21 protein-coding genes and 1 tRNA gene are annotated in these 24,970 nt (G+C 74.6%); 13 read left to right on the top strand and 9 right to left on the bottom strand.

From position 1 onward, the window contains the following. Positions 1 to 83: 83 nt before the first annotated feature. Positions 84 to 1,403 (bottom strand): hypothetical protein, encoded by a 1,320-nt coding sequence (locus tag K4S16_RS07940; protein ID WP_149258217.1) that lies wholly within the window; start codon positions 1,401 to 1,403, stop codon positions 84 to 86. Further along, entirely contained in the window at positions 1,403 to 2,980 is a 1,578-nt protein-coding gene (locus tag K4S16_RS07935; protein ID WP_149258216.1) for a YwqJ-related putative deaminase, read from the bottom strand. The genes K4S16_RS07940 and K4S16_RS07935 overlap by 1 nt, the downstream gene beginning before the upstream one ends. Positions 2,981 to 3,134: 154 nt before the next feature. Between K4S16_RS07935 and K4S16_RS07930 the strand changes: the two genes are divergently transcribed. Then, entirely contained in the window at positions 3,135 to 4,598 is a 1,464-nt protein-coding gene (locus tag K4S16_RS07930; protein ID WP_149258215.1) for an MFS transporter, read from the top strand. Between the two features lie 136 nt (positions 4,599 to 4,734). Beyond that, positions 4,735 to 6,615, top strand: a complete 1,881-nt coding sequence (locus K4S16_RS07925; RefSeq protein ID WP_149258214.1) for a propionyl-CoA synthetase — start codon at positions 4,735 to 4,737, stop codon at positions 6,613 to 6,615. Here the strand turns inward: K4S16_RS07925 and K4S16_RS07920 are convergent. Continuing rightward, positions 6,612 to 6,917: a GlsB/YeaQ/YmgE family stress response membrane protein gene (locus K4S16_RS07920; protein WP_149258213.1), complete on the bottom strand. Its 306-nt coding sequence runs from the start codon at positions 6,915 to 6,917 to the stop codon at positions 6,612 to 6,614. The genes K4S16_RS07925 and K4S16_RS07920 overlap by 4 nt on opposite strands. 85 nt (positions 6,918 to 7,002) lie before the next feature. Beyond that, a complete protein-coding gene (gene selD / locus K4S16_RS07915; protein WP_149258212.1) occupies positions 7,003 to 7,992 on the bottom strand; it encodes a selenide, water dikinase SelD in 990 nt (329 codons plus the stop codon). Positions 7,993 to 8,186: 194 nt separating this feature from the next. On the opposite strand from selD, the gene K4S16_RS07910 reads away from it, so the two are divergent. From K4S16_RS07910 to K4S16_RS07870, 9 genes are all read left to right on the top strand, one after another. Continuing rightward, a complete protein-coding gene (locus K4S16_RS07910) occupies positions 8,187 to 10,028 on the top strand; it encodes a long-chain fatty acid--CoA ligase (RefSeq protein WP_149258211.1) in 1,842 nt (613 codons plus the stop codon). 10 nt (positions 10,029 to 10,038) lie between these two features. Further along, positions 10,039 to 10,134, top strand: a tRNA-Sec gene (locus K4S16_RS07905). A 49-nt stretch (positions 10,135 to 10,183) separates the two neighbouring features. Beyond that, positions 10,184 to 10,375, top strand: coding sequence for a DUF3099 domain-containing protein (locus K4S16_RS07900; protein ID WP_149258210.1), 192 nt, complete (start codon positions 10,184 to 10,186; stop codon positions 10,373 to 10,375). Then, the gene (locus tag K4S16_RS07895; RefSeq protein WP_149258209.1) at positions 10,372 to 10,998 is read left to right on the top strand and encodes a trimeric intracellular cation channel family protein; all 627 of its coding nucleotides are present in this window, start codon (positions 10,372 to 10,374) and stop codon (positions 10,996 to 10,998) included. The genes K4S16_RS07900 and K4S16_RS07895 overlap by 4 nt, the downstream gene beginning before the upstream one ends. A 60-nt stretch (positions 10,999 to 11,058) precedes the next feature. Beyond that, positions 11,059 to 11,871: a formate dehydrogenase accessory sulfurtransferase FdhD gene (fdhD, locus tag K4S16_RS07890; protein WP_149258208.1), complete on the top strand. Its 813-nt coding sequence runs from the start codon at positions 11,059 to 11,061 to the stop codon at positions 11,869 to 11,871. Between the two features lie 160 nt (positions 11,872 to 12,031). Beyond that, positions 12,032 to 12,964, top strand: coding sequence for a metal-dependent hydrolase (locus K4S16_RS07885; protein WP_149258207.1), 933 nt, complete (start codon positions 12,032 to 12,034; stop codon positions 12,962 to 12,964). A gap of 107 nt (positions 12,965 to 13,071) precedes the next feature. Next, on the top strand, positions 13,072 to 13,920 hold the full coding sequence (locus tag K4S16_RS07880; protein ID WP_149258206.1) for a M24 family metallopeptidase: 849 nt from the start codon (positions 13,072 to 13,074) through the stop codon (positions 13,918 to 13,920). Continuing rightward, positions 13,917 to 15,686, top strand: coding sequence for an SDR family oxidoreductase (locus K4S16_RS07875; RefSeq protein WP_149258205.1), 1,770 nt, complete (start codon positions 13,917 to 13,919; stop codon positions 15,684 to 15,686). The genes K4S16_RS07880 and K4S16_RS07875 overlap by 4 nt, the downstream gene beginning before the upstream one ends. 53 nt (positions 15,687 to 15,739) lie before the next feature. After that, the gene (locus K4S16_RS07870) at positions 15,740 to 17,353 is read left to right on the top strand and encodes an NAD(P)/FAD-dependent oxidoreductase (protein WP_149258204.1); all 1,614 of its coding nucleotides are present in this window, start codon (positions 15,740 to 15,742) and stop codon (positions 17,351 to 17,353) included. A gap of 30 nt (positions 17,354 to 17,383) precedes the next feature. Here the strand turns inward: K4S16_RS07870 and K4S16_RS07865 are convergent, their stop codons facing one another. After that, positions 17,384 to 18,832 carry an MFS transporter gene (locus K4S16_RS07865; protein WP_149258203.1) on the bottom strand — a complete coding sequence of 483 codons (1,449 nt, stop codon included), beginning with the start codon at positions 18,830 to 18,832 and terminating at the stop codon, positions 17,384 to 17,386. A 197-nt stretch (positions 18,833 to 19,029) separates the two neighbouring features. Here K4S16_RS07865 and K4S16_RS07860 point away from each other — a divergent pair, with 197 nt between their 5' ends. Beyond that, positions 19,030 to 19,464, top strand: coding sequence for a CBS domain-containing protein (locus K4S16_RS07860; RefSeq protein WP_149258202.1), 435 nt, complete (start codon positions 19,030 to 19,032; stop codon positions 19,462 to 19,464). A gap of 36 nt (positions 19,465 to 19,500) precedes the next feature. Here the strand turns inward: K4S16_RS07860 and K4S16_RS07855 are convergent, their stop codons facing one another. Then, entirely contained in the window at positions 19,501 to 20,994 is a 1,494-nt protein-coding gene (locus K4S16_RS07855) for a PLP-dependent aminotransferase family protein (protein WP_149258201.1), read from the bottom strand. Positions 20,995 to 21,088: 94 nt separating this feature from the next. Here K4S16_RS07855 and K4S16_RS07850 point away from each other — a divergent pair, with 94 nt between their 5' ends. Beyond that, positions 21,089 to 21,721 (top strand): YitT family protein, encoded by a 633-nt coding sequence (locus K4S16_RS07850; RefSeq protein ID WP_149258200.1) that lies wholly within the window; start codon positions 21,089 to 21,091, stop codon positions 21,719 to 21,721. A gap of 32 nt (positions 21,722 to 21,753) precedes the next feature. On the opposite strand, the gene K4S16_RS07845 is transcribed toward K4S16_RS07850, so the two are convergent. Genes K4S16_RS07845 through K4S16_RS07835 form a run of 3 tightly spaced genes read right to left on the bottom strand, consistent with a single transcriptional unit; the run spans position 21,754 to position 24,883 of the window. Beyond that, positions 21,754 to 22,884 (bottom strand): glycerate kinase, encoded by a 1,131-nt coding sequence (locus tag K4S16_RS07845; RefSeq protein ID WP_149258199.1) that lies wholly within the window; start codon positions 22,882 to 22,884, stop codon positions 21,754 to 21,756. After that, entirely contained in the window at positions 22,881 to 23,771 is an 891-nt protein-coding gene (locus K4S16_RS07840) for a hypothetical protein (protein ID WP_149258198.1), read from the bottom strand. The genes K4S16_RS07845 and K4S16_RS07840 overlap by 4 nt, the downstream gene beginning before the upstream one ends. Further along, positions 23,768 to 24,883, bottom strand: a complete 1,116-nt coding sequence (locus tag K4S16_RS07835; protein WP_235036647.1) for an LD-carboxypeptidase — start codon at positions 24,881 to 24,883, stop codon at positions 23,768 to 23,770. The genes K4S16_RS07840 and K4S16_RS07835 overlap by 4 nt, the downstream gene beginning before the upstream one ends. Between the last annotated feature and the right edge of the window lie 87 nt (positions 24,884 to 24,970).

The following is a 24,970-nucleotide window of genomic DNA, read 5'->3' as shown; positions in this document are numbered from 1 at the left end:
CCGGGGCCCCCGGCAAACCGCGACGCGCGGGCGCGACCGGTTCGCCGGCGACGCCGCCCCGGATGGCGGGGCCTCTCCCTGGCTCAGACGAACCGGTGGAAGGCGGGCAGGTCGCGGACGAGGGGCGCCAACGCGTCGAGCTCGCGGGTGCGGGCGGGTGGTGTGGTACCGAACAGTCCCGTCTCGGCCTGTCGCCGGGCCCACGCGTTGGCGAAGACCAGGGCGCGCAACGGCGCGGGGGCCGCGGCAAGGCGCTCGGCCCGTGCCGCGGCCTCGGGGGTGTCCGTTTCGGGCTCGGCGGGGCGGGCCGTCCTCGCCTGGGCGCCGGCCGGGGTCCGCCACAGCGGGGAGCCGTCGTCGACGAGCGTGTCGGCGGGGGCCGTGCCGCAGGCGGCCAGGAGGGCCGCGGTGAGCGGTTCCGGGTCGGCGCAGCCGGCGCCGGCCAGCAGCCCTACCGTGTGCCGGCCGGTCTGCCAGGCGCCGAGGAACTCGGGCCAGGCTTCTGTGGTCAGCACGCTCGCGTAGCGTTCGGTGACCTCGCGCATGACGGGTCCGAGCGCGGTGTGCAGCGGCTCCGGCAGCAGTGTGGCGAGGTCGGCGGCGAGACCGTCCACGACCGCCGGCCGATCGGCCGGCCGCCACCCGGGCGGCAGCGGCGTAGCCCAGAGGCGGGACAGGTGGAGCCACCGCAACTCGACGGTCCGGACTTCACGGCTGACCCTGTCGACCAGCCAACCCGGCTCCGCGTACGGCCGGCGATATCCGGTGTCGCCCGGATAGTTGATCGGCGGTTCCACCGGGCGGATCGCGTCCGCCGGGACGTCCCAGCGCACGAGGTAGACGAGGCCGCGGGCTTCCGCGACGTACCCCAGGAGGCTCGGGTCGAGGCCGGGCACACGCATGTGGTAGTCGCCGAACCGCTCGGACGGACGGGCCCGCGCGACGACGGCGGCGGTGCGCAGCTCCGGCGGAAGCCCGCGAAGCCGATGCACGTTCAGGGTCCGGAGCCATGGCGGATCTCCGCGCGTCGGGCTGTACGGCCGCGCCATCGCCAGAGTCATGGCCAAGGGCCAGGTGAGCGGGGGGAGGTTGTTCAGATAGTAAGGCCGGGCCCCCAGACCGCTGTCGTACCAGGGAAGCGTGGCGGCCGCCGCGAGCACCTCGAGATCGGTCGTCCCCTGCCTGGCGAGCGTGGCGGCGGTCTCCACGCCGATCGCCAGACGGTCGGTGGGCTCCTCGCTGTCGATCTCACCCGTCGGCCTGTGCCGCCTCGCCGACGCGATCAGGTCCAGCGCGAGGGCCTCGAGATGGTCGCGGTCCTCGCGCGGAACGCGTTTGAGGAGCTTCCGGCGCAGGTGCTTCCACGACCGCGCCAGTACCGGGTCGGGCTCGGACGCGTCCATCAGTCCGGCCACCTGTCCCCGAGGATGAGTCGCCCGCCCTCGATCGGAACTTCCTCGCGTGGCCAGATCTCCAAGGTGCGGGCCACGTCGTAGTCGATGAGGTCGGTGAGGTAGAGCATGCCGTAGCCGCCGCGGAGCAGGGCGTCGCCGTCCAGGGTCCCGACGTCGAGTTGCCGCTCGGCGATGAACTGGAACAGATCCAACGTCAGGTCGGCGTACAGGAAGGCCACCTCCAGATCCGGCGTGAGTGCGGCGCACGCGTCCCGGAAGGCGCACACCAGCGGCATCCCGTCGCCCCGCACCCCGTCGCGGGCGGCCTCGTCGCGCTGGTCGAAGAAGTCGTACAGTCCGAAGACGAGGACGAGGGCGGTGTAGTGGTCGAGGTCGAGGACGTAAGCCTCGCAGTGCATTCCGCCCCAGTCGCCGACCTGCCACAGGCGGGAGGACACCGGGTTGGCCACGGGATCCGTCCCCAGGCGGCCCAGCATGTCCGGAAGCCACACGTAATGCAGGTTGAACGGCGTCCGCGGCATGAAGAACACCGCTCCGAGAGGGCGTTTCTGCGGTCCCAGCCCGACAAGGCCCGGGGGCTCCTCCGGCGACGGGGTCCAGGAGGGGCCACGGCCGTCGGCGGGGCGCACCGGCCGCGGCAGCCGACCGGTGACGAGCGTGTGGAGCGCCTCGTCGAAGGTGTCGCCGAGGTGCCATTCACCGATCGGGTCGATGGCCATCACCTTGCCCAGGTCGGTGAGGGCGAGCACCGACTCGCCCCGGCCTTCGACGCCGAGCGGGTAGAGGCTCACGCTCATGGCGCGTTCAACGTCGGTGAGCGTCTCGAAGCCATGCGCGGCCGAACCCGGGTCGATGGCGAACGGCCGAGGGGCGAGGCCCAGCCGGACCAGCAGCGCCCGGCATGAGGCGCACGGCGGTGCGGTCCGGCCGTCCTGCGGGTCGCCGGGCTCGCGGACCCGGTACGTCACCAGGTCCGCACCGCGCAGCAGCCGGCCTCGCGCCTCATCGACCGACAGCGCCGGCTCGCCGGCCGCGGCCCGCCGGGCGTCCTCGGCATGCATCACGTCGGACAGCACTGCCACCTCCGAGCAGCGGTCGTTGCCGCGCGTCCGGGACTCGACCGGCAACCGGTCGAGGATGCCGCGCACGAGCGGATGCAGGTTGGGCACACCGTCGCCCTTCATGCTGCGACCGGTGCGCAGGCGCCCGTCCCCGAGACGCAGGCGGGTGACGTTCTCCGGGAACGGTGCGCGCACCCGGTCGCGGCGGGCTTGCACGACGGGGTCCCAGGTCAGCGGCGCGGCCGGTGTGCGCTCGCGGAAGGCGCGGTACTGCTCGACCACGGCCTCCACGGGAACGAGGGGCCAGTGCGTCAGCTCCCCGTTCAGCCGGTCGACGACGACCCGGCCGGACCCGACGTCTCCGGAGCGGCCCGGCGGAGGAGTGCGCCAGTAGACGTAGCCGAGGTCGAACTCGTGCGTCCCGAACCCGCGGGGCACCCCGGCCGGACCGTCCTGGGCGAGCCAGGCGGCCGCGATCAACTGGGACTCCCATAAATCGACCACGCACGCCTCCCCGGCTCCGTGCTCACGAATATAGGGGCGCGTCGCGCCGTACCGCGGGCGTCGCGGGGCAAAGCCGCCGCTCTACACTTATTTAGGTTAAGTAAGTACATGCCGCGCGCCGGGCTCCGGTGGCCGGCCGATGCGGGAGGTTCGCATGACCGGCGCCCCGGCGGCACGTGGGACAGGCGCCCCGGCGGTGCGCGGGGCCCCCGCCCCGCCGCTGCGCGGAGCCGGCGCCCCGGCCGCCCGGAACACCGGCCCGACCCTCCTCGCGCTCTCCGTCGCCGGGATGGTCGTCTCGGTGCAGCAGACGCTCGTGCTGCCGCTGCTGCCGCAGCTCATGGTCCGCTTCGACGCCCCCATCACCGACGTGACGTGGGTGTTCACCGCGTCCCTGCTGGCCGGCGCCGTCGCCACCCCGCTGCTGACCCGGTTCGGCGACATGTACGGCAAGAAGCGCATGATCATGCTCGCGCTGGTGCTGCTGCTGGCGGGCTCGGTGGTGTGCGCGGTGTCCGGCACGCTGCCGGTGCTGATCGCCGGACGCGCCCTGCAGGGCGTCTCGGCGGCGATGATCCCCCTCGCCATCGGCATGATCCGCGACACGTTCCCGCCCGAACGGGTCACCACGGCGATCGGCATCGTCAGCGCGACCATGGGCGTCGGCGGCAGCGCGGGGATGATCGTGACCGGGCTGATCGCCGCCCGCACCGCGAGCCACCACCCGGTCTTCTGGATCGCCGCCGCGCTGGCGGCGGCGGGCCTGGCGCTGGTCGCCGCGACGGCGCGCGACGTCGGCGTCCGGGCCGGCGGCCGGCCGGACCTGCCGGGCGCGGCCGTGCTCGCCTGCTGGCTGGTCTGCCTGCTGCTCGCCATCAGCCAGGGCAACGCGTGGGGCTGGGCGTCCGGCGGCGTCCTCGGCCTGTTCGGCGCCGCGGTCGCGCTGTGCGCGGTGTGGGTCGCGATCGAACTGCGGGTCCGCGCGCCGCTGGTGCGGCTGAACCTGCTCGTCGGCGCCCGGTCGCTGTCGGCCAACGTCGTCTCGGCGCTGCTCGGCTTCTCGATGTTCGCCGCGTTCACGCTGATCGCCGGGTTCGTGCAGGCGCGGCCGGAGGAGGTCGGGTACGGCCTCGGCGGCTCGGTGCTGGACGTCGGGCTCTACATGCTGCCGAGCACCCTGACGATGCTGGTGTTCTCGGCGATGGCCGGGCGGATCGCGGCCCGGCTCGGCCCCGCGTACACGCTCGCGATCGGGTCGGCGTTCGCCGGGCTGTGCTACGCCTGGCTCGCGGTGTCGAACACGCACGTGTACGACATGCTGGCGTTCAGCGCCATCCAGGGCATCGGGTTCGGGATCGCCTACGCGGCGCTCGGCACCCTCGCCGTCCGGCACGTGCCGATGGACCAGAGCGGGATCGCCAGCGGGATCAACTCGCTCGTCCGCACCACCGGAGGCAGCGTCGCGGGCGCCGTCACCGCGTCGATCCTGGCCGGAGGGGCCGCGGGCGCCGGCGTGCCCTCCCTCGGCGCCTACGAGCTGTGCTTCTGGATCGTCTCGGCGGGCGCCGCGCTGGCCGCCCTCATCGCCGTCGCGCACGCCCTGCGCCACCCCCGGTAGACCCCGCCCGGCGGCGCGGGCTCTTGACGAACCGGCCCCGCGCCATGCCCTATAGGGGTGCGGCCCGAATCGCGGAGACGCCCGGTCCGGGCCTCCGCGCAGATCCGGGCCAGGGACCCGTCACCGGGAGGACGACATGGGCGCCTACGCGGCCGCGTACGAACGCAGCATCGCCGATCCGACCCGCTTCTGGGGGCTGGCGGCGCGGGACGTCCGGTGGCTCGTGCCGCCCGACCGGGTGCTGGACGACGGGGCGCCGCCCTTCTACCGGTGGTTCACCGGCGGCGAGCTCAACACCTGCGACAACGCGCTGGACCGGCATGTCGAGGAGGGCCGCGGCGAGCAGGCCGCGCTCATCTACGACAGCCCCGTCACCGGGACCGTGCGGACCTACACCTACCGGGAGCTGACCGAGCTCGTCGCGCGGTTCGCCGGAGCGCTGCGGGCGCAGGGCGTCGAACGCGGCGACCGCGTCGTCATCTACCTGCCGATGGTGCCGGAGGCGGTCATCGCGATGCTGGCGTGCGCGCGGCTCGGCGCGGTGCACTCGGTGGTCTTCGGCGGGTTCGCGGCGCGGGAGCTGGCGGTCCGCATCGACGACGCCCGCCCGAAGGCGGTCGTGTCGGCGTCCTGCGGCATCGAGGCGGGCCGGATCGTCCCCTACAAGCCGCTGCTGGACCGGGCGCTGGAGCTCGCCCGGCACAAGGTCGAGCGGTGCGTGATCCGGCAGCGCGAGCAGCTGCACGCCGACCTCGTCCGGCCGCGGGACGTGGAGTGGGACGAGGCGGTCGCGGCCGCCGAGCCCGCCGGGTGCGTGCCGGTCGCCGCCACCGACCCGCTCTACATCCTCTACACCTCGGGCACGACCGGGCGGCCGAAGGGCGTCGTCCGCGACAACGGCGGGCACGCGGTGGCGCTGCGCTGGTCGATGGAGAACGTCTTCGACGTGGGGCCGGGCGACGTGTTCTGGGCGGCGTCCGACGTCGGCTGGGTCGTCGGGCACTCCTACATCGTGTACGCGCCGCTGCTCACCGGGTGCGCGACCGTGCTGTACGAGGGCAAGCCGGTCGGGACGCCGGACGCGGGCGCGTTCTGGCGGGTCGCCGCGCAGCACCGGGTCAAGGCGCTGTTCACCGCGCCGACCGCGATCCGGGCGATCAAGAAGGAGGACCCCGAGGGCGCGCTGCTCGCCGGGCACGACCTGTCCGCCCTGGACACGCTGTTCCTCGCCGGCGAGCGCCTCGACCCCGACACCTACCTGTGGGCCTCGCGCATCCTGGACCGGCCGGTCGTCGACCACTGGTGGCAGACCGAGACCGGCTGGCCGATCGTGGCGAACCTGCGCGGGCTGGAGCCGATGCCGGTGAAGGCGGGGTCCCCGTCGGTGCCGGTCCCCGGGTACGACGTGCGGATCCTCGGTCCGGACGGCTCGCCCGTCCCGCCGGGCGCCGACGGCGACATCGCGATCCGGCTGCCGCTGCCGCCGGGCACGCTGCCCACGCTCTGGCAGGACGACGAGCGGTTCGTCGAGTCGTACCTGACGAAGTACCCCGGCCACTACCTGACCGGCGACGGCGGGCACATCGACGAGGACGGCTACGTCTGGGTGATGGGCCGCACCGACGACGTGATCAACGTCGCCGGGCACCGGCTGTCCACCGGGACGATGGAGGAGGTCATCTCCGCCCATCCGGCCGTCGCCGAGTGCGCGGTCATCGGCGTCCAGGACGCGCTGAAGGGGCAGGTGCCGCGCGGGCTCGTCGTGCTCAAGAGCGGCGTCCTGGCCGAACCCGAGGAGGTGTGCGCCGAACTGGTCGCGATGGTGCGCGAGCAGGTCGGGCCGGTGGCCGCGCTCAAGGAGATCTCCGTCGTGCCCGCGCTGCCGAAGACGCGGTCGGGCAAGATCCTGCGCGGCGTGATGCGGGGCATCGCGGACGGGCAGGAGGTGTCCGTCCCGTCCACGATCGAGGATCCCGAGGTCCTGGACGGCCTGCGCCCGGTCCTGCGCCGGCCCTAGGGCCCTTCCGGGGGGCGGCGGCCGGTGTCGCGGGGGGCGGCCCTGCGCTTGGGCCAGAACGCCGCCACCAGGAGGATGGCGGCCACCGGCAGGACGATCTGGAACAGCGCCTCCCACACGTTCCAGCCGCCGTTGCCGAGGTCGGACAGGTTCACCAGGCCCGTCCCGGCGAACGCCGCGACGACGCCGACCGTGGTCAGCAGCCATCCGGGCATGCGCCTGGGGCCCCGCAGCACGAGCCTGCTCAGGATTCCGATGGCCGCGCCCAGGACGACGGCGGCCACGAGTCCCCCGATGGTCATGCCTCGCCTCCCCCGTCCCCGTGGAGCCTGCCCGGAACCTACCCGCGTCCTTGATCGGTGACACGGGGCGGCGCGCGGCGGAGGGTCAGCGGATGACGAGGGTGTGCCGCCCCCGGCCGACGAGCTCCCCGATGACGGGCGCGCCGGGGATCTCCCCGGCGACCAGCAGCCCGCCGGAGGTCTGCGCGTCGGCGAGCAGGAGCCGCTCCTCCTCGGCGATCCGGCGGAAGTCGGTGTGCGGGGACACCCATCTGAGGTTGCGGCGGGTGCCGCCGGGCACGAACCCGTCCCGCACCGCGGCGCGCGCGCCGTCCAGGTAGGGGACGGCGGAGGAGTCCACGACGGCGGTGACGCCGCTCGCCCGCGCCAGCTTGTACAGGTGGCCGAGCAGCCCGGAGCCGGCGACGCCGGTGGCGCAGGCGGCGCCGCCGTCGAGGGCGGCCCGGCCCGCCGCCGCGTTCAGCTCCGTCATGGCCGCGACCGCGTGCGCGAACACCTCGCCGGTCGCCCGGTGCCGGGCGTTGAGGACGCCGACGCCGAGCGGCTTGGTCAGCGTGAGGGGGACGCCGGGGCGGCCCGCGTCCAGCCGCAGCAGCCGGTCCGGGTCGGCGACGCCGGTGACCGCGAGGCCGTACTTCGGCTCGGGGTCGTCGATGGTGTGCCCGCCGGCGATCGCGACGCCGGCGCGGGCCGCCATGTCCCGGCCGCCGCGCAGCACCTCGCGGGCCAGTTCGGCGGGCAGCGCGTCGGCGGGCCAGCCGAGCAGGTTGAGGGCCATCAGCGGCTCGCCGCCGACGGCGTACACGTCCGAGAGCGCGTTGGCGGCCGCGATGCGGCCCCAGTCGTAGGCGTCGTCGACGACGGGGGTGAAGAAGTCGGCGGCCGACACCACGGCCCGGCCGCCCTCGATCCGCAGCACGGCGGCGTCGTCGCCGTCGGGGCCGCCGACGAGGAGCGCGTCGCCGCCGCCGGTGAGGCCGGCCACGACCCGCTCCAGCTCCCCCGGCGGGAGCTTGCACGAGCCGCCGCCGCGCGCGTACTGCGTCAGGCGGGCCACGGGGGCGAGTCGGGTCACCGCAGAATTTAACGCACAACTACCTCAAATGATCAACAAACGGACGGTACGCGCCCGGTCACCGATCGCCCACCGGACCCCGCGACCAGCGGGGAAAAGCCCCGAAACCCTTGTCCGAACCCGGTTCGGCATGATGCGATCTCCCCTCTGCAAGTCATCACTTACTAGACTCACCAACGACCACGAGGGGCGTCATGGGGATCCAGGAACAGCGGGCCGACCTCGACCGGGCCGTCGCGGGGCAGACGATCTGCACCGCCCTCGCCGCGACCGCCGCACGGCACGGCGGCAGGCCCGCCTACTCCGACCGGACCGGCGGCGAGTGGAGGACCCTCACCTGGGCGGACACGCGGACCCGCGCGCTGGAGACGGCCGCCGGGTTCGCCGCCCTCGGCCTGGAGGCGGGCGAGGTCGTCGCGCTGATGATGCCGAACCGCTCCGAGCACGTCCTGGCCGACCTCGGCGCGGTGCACGCCGGCGGGGTCCCCACCACCGTGTACGCGACGCTCGCGCCCGACCAGGTCGCGTTCGTGGCCGGCCACTGCTCGGCGAAGTACGCCGTGCTGGACGGGATCGACCAGCTCGGCCGCTGGCTGCCCGTCCTGGACCGCCTCCCCGACCTCCGCAAGATCATCGTGGTGGACGCCGAGGCCTGCCCGCCCGGCGACCGCTTCCTCACCTGGGACGCCTTCACCGAGCTCGGCCGCCGGGAGCTGGCCGCCGACACGCTCGCGATCGACCGGCGCTGGCAGGCGGTCAGGCCCGGGGACACCGTCACCCTGCTCTACACCTCCGGCACCACCGGCGACCCCAAGGGCGTGCTGATCACGCACTCGATGGTGCTGCACGAGGCGGAGATGGTCGAGCGCAGCTCCGTCCTGCCCGAGCACCCGGCCGGCATCTCCTACCTGCCGTTCGCGCACATCGCCGACCGCGTGCTCAGCTACTACCTGCCGGTCCGGCTGGCCTCCCACGTCCACTTCTGCCCCGACCCGGCCCAGCTGACGACGATCCTCGGCGAGGTGCGGCCGCACTCCTTCTTCGGCGTCCCGCGCGTCTGGGAGAAGATCATGGCCGGCATCCAGGCCGTGCTGTCGGCCGAGCAGGACGAGGCCAGGAAGCGGGCGGTCGCCGCCGCCCTCGACGCCGGCCGCGCCTACGTGACGGCGCAGGAGCACGGCAACGCCCTCACCCCGGAGATCGCCGAAGCCTTCGAGCGCGCCGACCAGGCCGTCCTCACCCCGATGCGCGCCCTGCTCGGCCTGGACCGCGTCCGCCAGGCCTCCAGCGCCGCCGCGCCGCTGCCGGTCGAGGTGGCCCGGTTCTTCGCCGGCCTCGGCCTGAAGATCTTCGACGCCTACGGGATGACGGAGACGACCGGCGCCATCACCGCCAACCTGGCCGACTCCTTCAAGCTCGGCACCGTCGGCCGCCCCTTCCCCGGCGTCGAGCTGAAGCTCGCGGAGGACGGCGAGATCCTCGTCCGCGGCGCGACCTGCACCCCCGGCTACCTGAACCGTCCCGACGCCACCGCAGACCTCATCGACGCCGACGGCTGGGTGCACACAGGCGACGTCGGCCGCCTCGACGCCGACGGCTTCCTCTCCGTCGTCGACCGCAAGAAGGAACTGATCATCACCGCCGGAGGCGAGAACATCGCGCCGTCCCTGGTCGAGAACCGGCTCAAGGAGCACCCGCTCATCGGCCAGGCGCTCGCCTTCGGCGACCGCCGCCCCTACGTCGTCGCGCTCATCACCCTCGACGGCGAGGTGGCGCCCGTCTGGGCGGCGGCCCACGGCATCGACACCACCGACCTCGCCGCGCTCGCCGACCACCCCCTCGTCCTGGAGGAGGTCGCCCGGGCCGTCGAGGACGCCAACGCCCGGCTCGCCCGCGTCCAGCAGGTCAAGAGGTGGCGGCTGCTCACCGCCGAGTGGACCGCCGAGAGCGAGGAGCTCACCCCGACCCTCAAGCTGAAGCGGCGCGTCGTGCACACCAAGTACGCCGCCGACCTCGACTCCCTCTACCTCGGCTAAGATCGCCGCCGGAGGCGTGCGAGTGCCTGGTGGCCTCCCCGGCCTTCAAAGCCGACGGTCCCGAGGATCTCGGGACGGCGGGTTCGATTCCCGTACGCCTCCGCCACCCCGCCCTCGGGCGGGGCGCGGAGGGCGGGGCGTCGTAACGTGAGGGCATGAGGCGTCGCAAGCTGGCCTACGGGATCATGATGGGCACCTGCCTCACCCTGTTCGTGCTGGCCTGGGCGGTGGTCCGGCTGTACTCGCACCCGGCCGCGATCGCGATGTCGGTGGTCGCGCTGGTCATCCCGCCGTTCGCGGCGGTGGTGGCGAACTGGAACATCGACCGGAGGGACCGGGACGAGTGAGCGGCCACGGGGTCGCGTGGCTGCTGGACCTCGCAGGGATCTTCGTGTTCGCCGTGTCGGGCGCGCTCGCGGCCGTCCGGCAGCGGCTGGACGTCGTCGGGATGGTGGTGCTGGCCGAGATCACCGCGCTCGGCGGCGGGATCCTGCGCGACCTGCTCATCGGGGCCGTCCCGCCCGCGGCGTTCACCGACCTCGGGTACGTGCTGGTGCCGATGGCGGCGTCGGCGCTGGTGTTCTTCTGGCATCCGCAGGTGACCCGGCTGCTGCCCGCCGTGCTGCTGTTCGACGCCGCCGGGCTCGGGCTGTTCTGCGCGACCGGGACGGTCAAGGCGCTGGAGTATGGGCTCTCGCCGGTGCACGCGGTGCTGCTCGGGATCGTGACGGCGGTGGGCGGCGGCATCCTGCGCGACGTGCTGGCCGGGCGGATCCCGGCGGTGCTGTACGACCGGCAGCTCTACGCGGTGCCCGCGCTGCTCGGCGCCACGGCGACCGCCGCGGCGGACGCGGCGGGCCTGCACGGCGGCGCCGTCACCGCGGGCGCCGCCGTGATGGCGTTCGGGCTGCGCGTCCTCGCCATGCGCCAGGGGTGGCGGGCGCCCAGGCCCCGCGGAGTGCCCGACTAGCGCGCGCGGCCCGCCCCGGCCCCTCGTTTGGGACGGTTTCCCGGGGTACCGTCAACGGTCATGGGGCGGATCACCGTGCGCAGGCCCGTACTGCGGCTCAGCGCGTCCGGGACGCAGGTACGGCGGCCCGACACCCTGGCGGCGGAGGAGCCGCTGGAGATCCGCGTCGCCGGCAAGCCGCTCACGATCACGATGCGCACCCCCGGGCACGACTTCGACCTGGTCGCCGGGTTCCTGGCGGCCGAGGGCGTGGTCGGGCGGGCCGGCGACATCGCGACGATGCGGTACTGCGCGGACACCGAGGAGCAGAACACGCTGGACGTCGTGCTGTCCCCGGGCGTGCCGCCGCCGGACGACTCCATGACGCGGGCGTTCACCACGACGAGCGCCTGCGGGGTGTGCGGGAAGTCGAGCATCGAGGCGCTGCGCGCCGACCGGCCCTACGAGGTGGCCGAGGACGCGGTGCGGCTCACGCCGGACGTCCTCGCGGCCATGCCGGAGCGGCTGCGCGGGGGGCAGCGGGTTTTCGACCGGACGGGCGGCCTGCACGCCGCCGGGCTGTTCGACGCCGCCGGCGGGCTCCTCGCCCTGCGCGAGGACGTCGGCCGCCACAACGCCGTCGACAAGGTGATCGGATGGGCCCTGCGGCAGGAGAGGCTGCCGCTGACCGGGACGGTCCTCATGGTGAGCGGGCGGGCGTCGTTCGAGCTGACGCAGAAGGCGATGACGGCGGGCGTCCCCGTGCTGGCGGCGGTGTCGGCGCCGTCCTCGCTGGCGGTGGACCTCGCCGAGGACGCCGGGATGACGCTCGTGGGCTTCCTGCGCGGCGAGACCATGAACGTCTACACCGGGGCGCAGCGTATCGCCCTGTGAGCGGCGCCACTTGTCATAAAGGACCGAAAACCAAGCGGTAACTTGTTGGCTTCCCCTCAAGAAACCACGGGCCTCGCAGGAGTTGACTGCTCTGCCAATGACCACCGCGGCATCGGGGGCACGCCGCGCCCGGCCCGGACGCGTGGAAGGCGAGGACCGAATGACGAGGCCCCAGGTGAGCGGCGGAGCGGCGCCCATCGACGAGCGCCATCCGCCGATCAAGCCGCGGCGCGTCGCCTTCGACTGGTCGGAGACCCCGCTGCACTGGGTGCCGGGCGACCCGGTCGCCACCCACATCATCAACTCGTTCCACATCGTCCTGCCCGAGGGCGAGAAGTGGTTCATCCAGTGCGTCAAGGACGCCCGCCCGCACATCCGGGACGAGCGGCTGCTGGAGGAGATCAAGGGCTTCATCGGGCAGGAGATGGTGCACGCCCGCTCCCACCAGGGCGTCCTCGACCAGATCCTGGAGCGGGGCGGGATCGACGTCTCCAAGATCACCGACGCCGCGGGCCGGGGGAACGCCGAGCGCCCCGCGCAGATGGCGGCGCTGAAGGAGCGCAACCCGCGGGCCTGGCGGCGCCGGCTGCGCTTCGAACTGGCCGCGGTCGCCTCGATCGAGCACTACACCGCCGTCCTCGGCCAGTGGATCATGGACAACGACCGGCTCGACAAGGCCGGCGTGGACCCGACGATGCTGGACCTGCTGCGCTGGCACGGCGCCGAGGAGGTCGAGCACCGCTCGGTGGTGTTCGACGTGTACAAGGCCATGGGCGGCCGGTACCCGACCCGCGTCGCCGCGTGGGTGGTGTCGCTGTTCTTCCTCTACTGGGCGCTGATCGGCGGCTCGCTCTACCTGCTCAAGCAGGACCCGACGATCAAGAAGCGGGTGACCCCGCTGCGCGTCTACCGCTCCTACCGGCGGTCCGTCCGGCTCGGCCACGTGCCCGGCATCTTCAGGCTCCTGCTCGGCGAGGCGCCCGTCTACCTCAAGCCGAACCACCACCCGTCGAAGGTGTGCTCCACGCCCCGCGCGCTGGAGTACCTCCTCCAGTCGCCGGCCGCGAAGGCCGCGGGCTACGACCCCTACTAGACCTCCCCTCCCCTGGGCCGCGCCGCCGCGCCATCCGCTTCCGCGCGGTGGCGGGCATCACTCCGCGAGCCCTTGACCCGGACGCGGATCGGCGATTTATTAACGATGTGTCCAATAAAACCGCGCTCGCCCGCGTGCACGACGAGGCGGAGCTCGAGCGGTTCCGTGCCGTCCAGCGCCTGAGCTACCGGTGCGCCGAGGAGGTCGCCGGCACGCTCGAACCGGGGGTGACCGAGCGCGAGGCGTGCCGCCGCATGCGCCGGTGGCTGCGCGAGCGCGGCGTGGACGACTGGCTCCACACCCCGTTCGCCTGGTTCGGCGACCGGTCGGCGTTCCGCGGCTTCAAGATGCCCACCCAGTTCCTGCCCGGCGGGACGCGCCTGGAGGAGGGCATGCCCTACATCCTGGACATGGCCCCGGTGAGGGACGGCTACTCCGCCGACATCGGGTACGGGGGCGTGCTCGGCGAGAACAGGATCTGGGAGAGGCTCGACGCCGACCTCGCCGGCTACCGGGACCTCATCCTCCGCCTCGTCCGCGAGCGCCGCACGTTCGCCGACGTCTACGCCGAGGTCGACGCCCTCATCGAGCGGCAGGGCCATGACAGCCGGCACCGCCGGTATCCGGGGCGCGTGATCGGCCACCAGGTCGGCGTCATCGGCGGGATCCTCCCGAAGCGCGTGGGATTCCCATTCGGTGTACGGTTCCTCCAGACCATCGGCCGCGAACTGGTCAAGGAGCGCCTCGAGGGGCGCTCCCCGCTCTGGAACGGGGCCGCGCAGTCCCAGCACCCCCCGACGCCCGGGCTGTGGGCGGTCGAGCCCCACATCGGGTTCCGCGGCGTCGGCGTGAAGTTCGAGGAGATCCTCGTGGTCACCGAGGACGACGCGTACTGGCTCGACGACGACCTGCCCCACGTGCACCGGTGGGCCCGACGGGAGACGACGACCGCATGACTCAGCCCGCCCCACCCGTCACCCGGCGGCGCGTCCGCGGCGACGGCGTCGACCTCGCCGTCTACGAGCAGGGCGACCGGTCCCGCCCGACCGTCCTGCTGGTCCACGGCTACCCCGACACCCACGCCGTGTGGGACGAGGTGGCCGCGCGGCTCGCCGACCGGTTCCACGTCGTCCGGTACGACGTGCGCGGCGCGGGCGCCTCGTCCCGGCCGTCCGGGCGCAGGCGCTACACGTTCGAGTACCTGATGGCCGACATGGAGGCCGTCCTGGACGCGACCGCGCCCGAGCGCAAGGTGCACCTGGTGGGGCACGACTGGGGCTCGATCCAGTCGTGGGAGGCGGCCTGCACGATGCCGGACCGCTTCGCCTCGTTCACCTCGATCTCCGGGCCTTGCCTCGACCACGTCGCGCACTGGACGCGCCGGAACCTGGCGCGCCCCACCCCCGCCAACCTGCGGCGGGCGGCCGGGCAGGCCGTCCGGTCCTGGTACATCTACTTCTTCCAGACGCCGGTGCTGCCGGAGCTGCTGTGGCGGGCCGGGATGGCGAAGCCGTTCGCCAAGGCGCTGGAACTGGGCGAGGGCGTCCCGCCCCGGCACGGCCACCCGGCCGGGACGATGGCGCGCGACGCCGCGGCCGGGGTCGGGCTGTACCGGGCCAACATGCTCCAGCGGCTCCGCCGCCCGCGCGACCGGCGCACGGACGTCCCGACGCAGGTCATCGTCCCGACGAAGGACCTGTTCGTCTCGCCGCACCTGGTGGGCGGGCTGGCCGGCCGAGTCCCGAACCTGTCGCTGCGGCCGGTCAGGGCCGGGCACTGGGTGCCGCGCAGCCACCCGGACGTCGTCGCGCGCTGGATCGGCGAGCACATCGCCGGCGTCCGGGGCGGCCCGCTCGGCGCGGCCGAGTCGCGGGCCCTCAGGCGGGCCAGGGTCGCCCGGAACCGCCGGCCCTTCGACGGGGCGCTCGTCGTCGTCACCGGCGCGGGCAGCGGGATCGGCCGCGCCACCGCGCTCGCCTTCGCCGAACGCGGCGCCGAGGTGGTCGCCGCCGACATCGACCGGGCCGCCGCCGAGCGCACCGCGGAACTCGCCGGCCTCCTCGGCCCCGCGGGCCACGCCGTCCAGGTGGACGTGTCCGACCGCGGCGCGATGGAGGACTTCGCCAAGTCGGTCATGCACGAGCACGGGGTGCCGGACGTCGTCGTCAACAACGCCGGGATCGGCGTGGCCGGGCCGTTCCTGGAGCACGGAGCCGACGACTGGCGCCGGGTCCTGGACGTCAACCTGTGGGGCGTCGTCCACGGCTCGCGGCTCTTCGCCAAGCAGATGGTGGAGCGGGGGCAGGGCGGCCACATCGTCAACACCTCGTCGGCCGCCGCGTTCACGCCGTCCCGCGCCCTGCCCGCCTACGCGACGAGCAAGGCGGCCGTGCTGATGCTGTCGGAGTGCCTGCGCGCCGAACTGAAGGGCAAGGGCATCGGGGTCAGCGCCGTCTGCCCGGGGGTCGTCAACACCAACATCACCCGCACGTCCCGCTTCGTCGGCCAGAGCAAGGAGGACGAGGCGCGCAAACGGGAACGGGTCGTGCGCGCCTACGCGCGCCGCAACTACGGCCCGGACCGCGTGGCCGAGCAGATCGTCGCGGCCGTCCGCGACGACCGCGCGGTCGTCCCGGTGACGCCGGAGGCGCGGCTGGGCTACCTCGGGTCGCGCGTGGCGCCGGGCGTGATGCGGCTGCTGGCCCGCCTCGACGTGGGCTGACCGCGGCGCCGCCGCGGGGTGCCCGTAGGGTGACCGGCGGGAGGGGATGCCGCATGGCTGACGCCGTGGTCGTCGGCGCGGGGCCCAACGGGCTCGTCGCCGCCAACATGCTCGCCGACGCCGGGTGGGACGTGGAGGTCCTCGAAGCGCAGCCCGAACCCGGCGGCGCGGTGCGCAGCGACGAGGGCGTCCGGCCCGGCTACGTGAGCGACCTGTGCAGCGCGTTCTACCCGCTCGGCGTCGCGTCGCCCGCGATGCGGGCGCTGGAGCTGGAGCGGCACGGGCTGCGCTGGCGGCACGCGCCCGCCGTCCTCGCCCACCCGCTCCCCGACGGGCGCTGCGCCGTCATCGAACGCGACGCGGACGCGACCGCCGCGGGCCTGGACGCGCTCGGCGCGGGCGACGGCGAGGCGTGGCTGCGGCTCTGGCGCCTGTGGGACGTGATGGGAGAGGACCTCCTGCGCGCCATGCTCGGCCCGATCCCGCCGGTGCGCGCCGCGCTCCCGCTGCTGGCGTCGACCCGCCGCGCGGGCGGCCTGCGGGCCCTGCGCACCCTGCTGGCCCCCGTCCGCACGCTCGGGGAGCAGGAGTTCGGCGGGCCCGGCGGCCCGCTGCTGCTCGCCGGGTCGGCGCTGCACACCGACGTGTTCCCCGAGTCGACCGCCGGGGCCATGTTCGGCTGGCTCCTCGCCATGGCCGGCCAGCGGTACGGGTGGCCGGTCCCCGAGGGCGGCGCGGGCGAGCTGACGGCGGCGCTCGTGCGGCGGCTGGAGTCGCGCGGCGGGCGCCTCCGCTGCGACACCCCGGTCGCGTCCGTCGTCGTGCGGGACGGGCGCGCGCTCGGCGTCCGCACCGCGGCGGGCGAACCGGTGCGCGCCGCGAAGGCCGTCCTCGCCGACGTCTCGGCACCCGCCCTCTACGGGGGCCTGGTCGGCTGGTCCGACCTGCCCGCCTCGCTCCGCGCGGACATGCGCCGCTTCGTCTGGGACCACGCCACCTTCAAGGTCGACTGGGCGCTGTCGGGGCCGATCCCCTGGGCGTCGGACGGCGCCCGGCGCGCCGGGACCGTCCACCTGTCCCCCGGCATGGACGCGATGACCGACTACAGCGCGCAGCTCGCCACCGGCCGCGTCCCGGCCGAGCCGTTCGCGCTCCTCGGCCAGATGACGACCGCCGACCCCACCCGCTCCCCCGCCGGGACCGACTCGGTGTGGGCGTACACGCACGTCCCGCACCGGGTGAAGGCCGACGCGGGACCGGACGGCATCACGGGCGCCTGGGACGAGCGCGAGCGCGACGCCATGGCGGCCCGCGTCGAGGACGTCGTGGAGCGCCTGGCCCCCGGCTTCCGCTCCCGCGTCCTCGACCGGCGCGTCACCGCCCCGCCCGCCTTCCAGGACCACAACGCCAACCTGCGCAACGGGGCGCTCAACGGCGGCACGGCGATGCTCCACCAGCAGCTGGTGTTCCGGCCCGTCCCCGGCCTCGGGCGCGCCGAGACGCCGGTCGCGGGCCTGTACCTGGCGTCGGCGTCCGCGCATCCGGGCGGCGGGGTGCACGGCGCGTGCGGCGCCAACGCGGCCCGGGCCGCCCTCGCCCACGCCGGACCGGCGGGACGCCTGCTCACCCCGGCCCTCGGCGCGCTGTCGCGCCTCCTCGCCCCCTGACCGGGGCGGGGAGGCGCGACCGGAACTCCGTCAGGCCGCCGCGGCCTGCTCCGCCGACAGGGGCTTGGCCACGTCCTCCAGGGACCGCTGCGCGGCCTCGACGCCGATGGCCAGCTCCACCAGCCCGGCGGCGATCATCAGCGCGGCGCCCAGGTAGTAGCCGTTCACGACGTTCGCCACCTTCTCGGTCTCCACCAGGCGGCCGAAAAGCGCGGGGCCGATCACGCCGCCGAGCCCCGTCCCGACCGCGTAGAACGCGGCGATCGCCATCGCCCGGGTCTCCATCGGGAAGATCTCGCTGACCGTGAGGTAGGCCGACGACGCCCCGGCCGAGGCGAAGAAGAAGACCGCGCACCAGCAGGCCGTCAGCGTCCAGGCGTCGAGCAGGTCCGCGCGGAACAGCAGCCCCGTGCCGATCAGCAGCACGCCGGAGAGGACGTAGGAGGCCGTGACCATCGTCCTGCGGCCGACCGTGTCGAACAGCTTGCCGAGGAAGAACGCGCCCAGGAAGTTCCCGATGCCGATCGGGATCAGGTAGTAGCCGACCTTGGCGTCGGGGACGTCGAAGAACGTGCTCAGCACGAGCGCGTAGGTGAAGTAGACGGCGTTGTAGAGGAACGCCTGCCCGATGAACAGCGAGAGGCCGAGGACGGTCCGGCGCGGGTAGCGGCGCACGGCCGTCGAGGCGATCTCCCGGAACGACACGACCTTGCGCTGGCGCACCCGGATGCTCTCGCGGGGCTCCTCCAGCGCCTCGCCGGTCTCCTTCGTGATCTCGCGCTCGATGCCGCCCACCACGCGCTCGGCCTGGTCCTCGCGCCCGTGGATGAACAGCCAGCGCGGGCTCTCCGGCACCGTCCGGCGCACGAACAGCACGCCGAGGCCGAGGACCGCGCCGAGCGCGAACAGGGCCCGCCAGCCGAGGTCCTCGGGGACGAGGTCGCCGTTCAGCACCGGGATCGACAGCGCCGCCGCTATGGACGTGCCGATCCAGAACGAGCCGTTCACCACCACGTCCACCCGGCCGCGCACCCGCGCCGGGATCAGCTCGTCGATCGCCGAGTTGATGGCGGCGTACTCGCCGCCGATGCCGGCCCCGGTGAGGAACCGGCAGGCGTAGAACCACATCGGGTTGAACGAGAACGCCGTCGCGACGGTCGCCGCCAGGTACAGCGCGAGCGTGGCGATGAAGAGCTTCTTGCGCCCGAACCGGTCGGTCAGGTGCCCGAAGAACAGCGCGCCGAGGCACGCTCCGATCACGTAGACGGACGCGGCCAGCCCGACCTGGCCGTCGGTCAGCCCGAGCCCGCCGGAGGCGTCGGTGAGCCGCGGGCCGATGACGCCGACGACGGTCACCTCCAGCCCGTCCAGGATCCAGACCGCGCCGAGACCGAGCAGGACCGTCCAGTGCCAGCGCGACCACGGCAGCCGGTCGAGCCGCCCGGGGATGTTCGTTTCGATGGTTCGCTGCGCCGTCATCGCCATGCATCCCTTGGTTCCCGATCTACGGCATTTATTCGGCCTTTATGCCGTCACCTGACCGGGGCGTTTCCCGGACCGGGGGTTTCGCTGGACGCCGGAACATGCGATTTTGGCAGGACCAAGGCCCGGCAAGCGGCCCCGCCCCCGGCGGCCGCCGCCCCGCGGGCCCGAAACCGGCACCGGGAGCGTGAGGCATGCGGATTCGCGACATCCTGCGGAGGAAGGGAGACGAGGTGGCCACGGTGCGGCCCGACGCCACCGTGCGGCAGCTCCTCGCCGTCCTGGCGGAGCACAACATCGGCGCCGCGGTGGTCTCGCCCGACGGCGCGTCGATCGCCGGCATCGTCTCCGAGCGGGACGTGGTGCGGCGGCTGCACGAGCACGGCGCGGCGCTGCTCGACCACCCCGTCTCGGAGATCATGACGGCCGAGGTCCGCAGCTGCGGACCCGGCGACCAGGTGGAGGACCTGCGCCGCGCCATGACCGAGCACCGGTTCCGGCACGTGCCCGTCGTCGAGGACGGCAGGCTCGCCGGCATCGTCAGCATCGGCGACGTCGTCAAGAGCGCCATCGACGAGCTGGAGAGCGAGCGCGAGCACCTCGTCGACTACATCCAGCGCGCTCCCTGACGCCGCTCGGGCGCGCCCCCGCCGGGCGGGGGCGCGTCAGACGTAGGCGGGCAGGGGCCGGGCCGCCGGCGCCGCCTCGGCCTCCCGGTGGGCGAGGGCCAGGCGCCGCACGGCCAGGCGGAGCGTGTCCGGCGGCAGCACGTACGGCAGCCGGACGTAGTCCTCCAGCACGCCGTCGGCCCCGAACACCGGGCCGGCGACGACCCGGACGCCGAGCCGCTCGGACGCCTCGGCGACCCGGGAGGCGATGGGGGCGCCGATCCTCGCCCACAGCGACATGCCCCCGTCGGGGAGCCGGAACTCCCAGCCGGGCAGGTGCTCGCGCAGCGCCCCGGCGAGCGCGTCGCGGCCGCGCAGCAGGCTCGCGGCGCGTTCGGCGCGGACCTCCTCCACGCGCAGCAGCAGCTCCTTGACGATCAGCTGGTCCAGGGTCGGGCTCGCCATGTCGAACGGCTCGCGGGCCAGCACGATCCGGCGGGCCAGCGGGGCGGTGGCGCGGATCCAGCCGATCCTCAGCCCGCCCCACAGCAGCTTGGAGGCCGACCCGATCGTGACCACCCGGCCGCCGGAGTCGAACGCCGCGAGCGGCGGCTCGCGCGGCGCCTCGGGGTCGTGGGCGAGCTCGGCGAAGGTCTCGTCGGTGACGAGGAACGCGTCCGCGCGGCGGGCGGCGTCGACGAGCGCGGCCCGGTCGCCCGGCCCCATCAGGTGCCCGGTCGGGTTCTGGAAGTCGGGGATCATGTAGGCCATCCGGACGGCGGCCTGCCGCATGGCCCCGGCGGCGAGCTCGACGTCCCAGCCCTCGTTGACCCCGACGGGGACGAGCCGGGCGCCGCGGCGGCGCAGCGCCCCGAGCGCGTGCGGGTAGGTGGGGCGCTCGACCAGCACGGCGTCGCCCGGCTCCACCAGCAGCTGGGTCACCAGCGTGAACGCGTGCTGCGCGCCCGTGGTCACGACGATCTGGTCGGCGCGGGTCGGGACGCCGCGCGCGGTGTAGCCGTCCGCGATGACCTCCCGGAGCTCTGCGAGCCCCGCGGGCGCGTAGCCCGGACCCGAGCTGTAGCGGGGCAGCTCGTCGACGGCCGCGGCGACGGCCTCCTGGAAGATCTCGGGAGCGCCGGGAGCCGCACAGCCGAGGTCGATGAACGAGGGGTCGTCCGGCGCGGGGTGGGCCTTGCCGTACCGGTGGCCCGCTGGGACGGCGTCGCCCGAGGCTTCGCGGAGCCCCCCGTGCGGCTCGGCCGACGCCATCCGCACCGTGGGCAGCGCCGTCCAGCTTCCCGCGCCCTGCCTGCTCTGGACGTAGCCCTCGTCGCGGAGCCGGTCGTAGGCGGCCGTCACGGTGGTGCGGCTGACGCCGAGGGCGGCGGCCAGGTCGCGTTCGGCGGGCAGCCGCGTGCGCAGCGCGAGCCTGCCGTCCAGGACGAGGGCGCGCAGCGACCGGGCCACCGCCGCGTAGACGGGGCGCTCCTCCGAGACGTCCCCCAGCAGCCGGGCCAGATTCGGGCCGCTCACGTAGCGCGTGCTCATACAGGCCACTTTCGCACATTGGCTCTACTGACACCAGTCCACTTCCGCAAGAGTGGTGCGGGATGATGGTGACCAGTGGAGGGAAATCCCGATAATGGCCTTGATGGCACGTCGCTTGGTGCAGCTCTACGTTGGATTGGCCTTGTACGGGCTGGGCATCGCCCTCCAGGTGGCGTCCGGGCTCGGCAACGACCCCTGGGACGTCTTCCACCAGGGGCTCTCCCGGCGCTTCGGCCTGTCGATCGGCGCCTGGATCATCATCGCGGGCGCCCTCGTGATGCTCGCGTGGATCCCGCTGCGGCAGCGGCCCGGCATCGGGACGATCAGCAACGTCGTGCTCGTGGGCGTCTTCGCCGACCTGTTCCTGTGGCTGCTGCCCGCCCCGGACGCGCTCGCCGGGCGCTGGGCCTACCTGATCGCCGCCGTGCTGGTGGGCGGCTTCGCCACCGGCTGCTACATCGGCGCCGGCCTCGGCCCGGGACCCCGGGACGGGCTGATGACGGGGCTCGCGGCGCGCGGCCACTCGATCCGGGTGGTCCGGACGGCGATCGAGCTGACCGTGCTGGCCGCCGGATGGCTGCTCGGCGGCACCGTCGGCGTGGGAACGGTCCTCTACGCCGTGGCTATCGGGCCGCTGGCCCACGTCCTGCTGCCCCGGCTGACCGTCCGGGCCCCCGCGCCCGCGCCCGCGCCCGCTCCGGAACCCGAGCCCGCCTGCGTGCCCTAGCGGAGGACGGCCCCCTGGCGGAGGAAGCTCCCCTAGCGGAGGAAGAGGCGCACCGCCTGCTCGGCGACGGCCGCGAGCAGGGGCGCGGCGCCCGCCTTCAGCTCGTCCAGGGTGCGGGGCCCGTCGGCGAGGCTGAACGCGGCGGTCAGGCCGAGCGCGTGCAGCTCGTCGAGCGGCCCGGCGACGCCGCCGGCCAGGGCGACGCACGGGACGCCGCGGTCCCGGGCGAGCGCCGCGACCGCGGACACCACCTTGCCGCCGGCGCTCTGCCCGTCCACGCGGCCCTCCCCCGTGACGACCAGGTCGGCGCCGTCGAGTGCGGCGGGCAGGCCGACGGCCTCGGCGACGAGCCCCGCGCCGCCCGACGGCTCGGCGCCGAGCAGCCCGACGAGGCCGCCGCAGGTGCCGCCGGCCGCGCCCGCTCCCGGCAGGTCGTGCACGCGGGGGCCGCCGCGCGCGGCCAAGGCGTCGGCGAACACGGTGAGGGCGGCGTCCAGCTCCGCGACCTGGGCGGGCGAGGCGCCCTTCTGCGGGCCGAACACGGCGGCCGCGCCGGCGGGCCCGACGAGCGGGTTGGTCACGTCGCAGGCCACCCGGAACCGGGTCGCGCGGACCTCCTCCGGCACGCCGGAGTCGTCGATCGAGGCCAGCCGGGCGAGCGCGGCGCCGCCCGGCGGCAGCTCCGCGCCGGCGGCGTCCAGGAAGCGGACGCCGAGCGCGCTCAGCAGCCCGGCGCCGCCGTCGGTGCTGGCGCTGCCGCCGATGCAGACCAGGACGTCGCGGGCGCCGCGCCGCACGGCGTCGGCGATCAGCTCGCCGGTGCCGGTGGTGGCCGCGTCCATTGGGGCGGGCGGGACGTCCTCGACCAGCGGCAGCCCTGAGGCCGCGGCCAGTTCGACGACCGCGGAGCGCCCGTCGCCGGACAGCGCGTAGCGCGCCTTGACCGGACGCCCCACCGGGTCGGTGGCGGCGACCTCGACGGCGTCGCCGCCGCGGGCGCTGAGGAAGCAGTCGAGGGTGCCCTCGCCGCCGTCGGCCATCGGCACCGCGGCGACCTCCGCGTCCGGCGCGGCGCGCCGGGCACCGGCCGCGACGGCGGCGCAGACCTCCGCCGCGGAGAGGCTGCCTTTGAACGAGTCGGGCGCGACGACGATCCGCGTCATCGCTCCGCCGCCAGCGTCGCGAGCACGGAGGCGAACTCCTCCGGCAGGACCAGCGTGTCGCCCTCGTAGCGGGTCTCCAGGCAGGTCAGCTCACCGGCCCGCCACCAGTACAGGTACGGGCTGAGCGACCCGGGGCCCTCCTCGTAGGCGCGGTGCGCCTGCGCCTGGAGCTCGGTCGCCGCCGCCACGGCCTCGCGGTAGCGCGCCCTCGGGTGGCGGTCGGCGATCCGGAGCGGGTGGGCGACGATGAGGCTGCGGTTGGGCGCGATGACCAGCGCCCCGTACGGGCCGATAGGCAGGTACTCCTCCAGCCACGCCAGGTGCGTGACGGCGTAGAACGTCCACCCGTGCAGCACGGAGACGCGGACGCCGCCGAGGTCCTGCTCGTCGAGTTGGAGCGGGCCGTCGGCGCGGACGTTGGCGCGGCCGAGCATGAACAGCGCGTCGCCCGACACCGGCCAGCCGCCCATCTCCTCGGTGGTGACCGTCCGGACGGTGGTCGGCGTGTCGACCACCACCACCTCGATCAGTCCGGGCGCGAACGGCCGGGCCGCGAGCACCCCGTTGTCGGCCTCCGCCGGGTAGATGCGGGTGCGCAGCAGGTGCTGGGCGAGGTCGAAGTCGCTGAGGTCCAGCGGCTCCTCGATCGCGGTGACGATCGTGGTGACGTGGTCGGAGACCAGCGCGGGCCAGTCGTCGCGCGGCACGAGCCGGGCGAGCTGCCGCAGGTCGCGCAGGCTGACGTGCAGCCTGTTCGCGCCCTCCAGCAGCATGACCTCGCCGGGCACGCGGCTGCACCGGTAGCCGAGGCTCTCGGCCACGAGGACGAGCAGGGAGTCGAGGGTCCCCTCGTCCCATGAGTCGGGACGGGCGTGGCGGCCGCTCATCGCGCACCTCCCGGGGGCGCTTCGAGGGTGAGCGCGCCGGTGTCCGGCACGGCGGGGTGCGGATCTGCGGGGTCGTGGCCCGGCGGGGCCGGGGCGTGCAGCACGGCGGGGGCGCCGAGTTCCAGGGTGTGCTGGCGCGGCCCGTGCCCGGCGGGGAGGCCGGCGAGGACGGGGACGCCGAGCGGGCCGAGCCGGGCGGCGAACACCGCGTCGAGCTCGGCGGGGTCGCCGCAGTCCTTCCAGGAGCCGAGCGCCACCCCGGCCGCGCCGTCGAACCAGCCGGCCTGGAGCAGCTGGACGAGCATCCGGTCGATCCGGTAGGGCGCCTCGGTGACGTCCTCCAGGAAGACGATGCGGCCCGCGGCGGGCGGCGGCGCGTACGGGGTGCCGAGCAGCGCCGTCAGGAGCGAGAGGGTGCCGCCGGTCAGCGGGCCCTCCGCGCGTCCGGGCCGCAGCGTGCGGGTGCCGGGCAGGGTTGCGGCCCCGCCGAACAGGGCCGCGCGCAGGGCGTCCAGGGAGTCGTCGGGGGCCGCGGGGTCGAGGTCGGCGATCACTCCGGCGGGCATGGGGCCGAAGGACGTCGTGACGCCCAGGCGCGTTCCAAAGGCGGCGTGCAGCGCGGTGATGTCGCTGGAGCCGTGGAGGATCTTCGGCCCGCCGGAGGCCGGGGACGCCTGGGTCGCGGCGCGCAGGGCGTCCCAGTCGAGGAGGTCGAGCACGCGGGTGGCGCCGTAGCCGCCCCGCGCGCAGACCACCGCGCGGACGCTCGGGTCGCACCAGGCGGCCTGGAGGTCGGCGGCGCGGTCGGCGTCTGCTCCGGCCAGCCGGTGCCAGTCGCCGCGCACCGGCTCGGCGGAACCGAGGTTGACCTGGTCGAGGGCGTGCTTCCCCACCACGGTGTCAAGGCCGAGGTCGCGCAGGACCGCGCAGCCGGCCTCCAGCCGGGCGGGCTCGGCAGGACCGCTGGGCGCGACCACCGCGACGCGGTCGCCGGGCAGCAGACGCCGGTACCTGCGGGCCTTGCGCGCCCGCTCCGGACCGCCGGGCGTGCCGACGGCGGGCGCGTCAGGCGGCCCGCCGGCCGCCACCGCGCGGGCGCCCCCGCTGTTCAACCCGATCCCTCCTCGCACCGCGACGGATAGAGCTTGTCAGGATCCGGACGCCAGTGGAAGGGGCGACCGGTCACGACCCGCCAACAG

Source organism: Actinomadura sp. K4S16 (assembly GCF_008327685.1).
Classification (GTDB): domain Bacteria; phylum Actinomycetota; class Actinomycetes; order Streptosporangiales; family Streptosporangiaceae; genus Spirillospora.
Note: the sequence above shows the minus strand (reverse complement) of the source record. Positions and strands in the feature narration are given on the sequence as shown.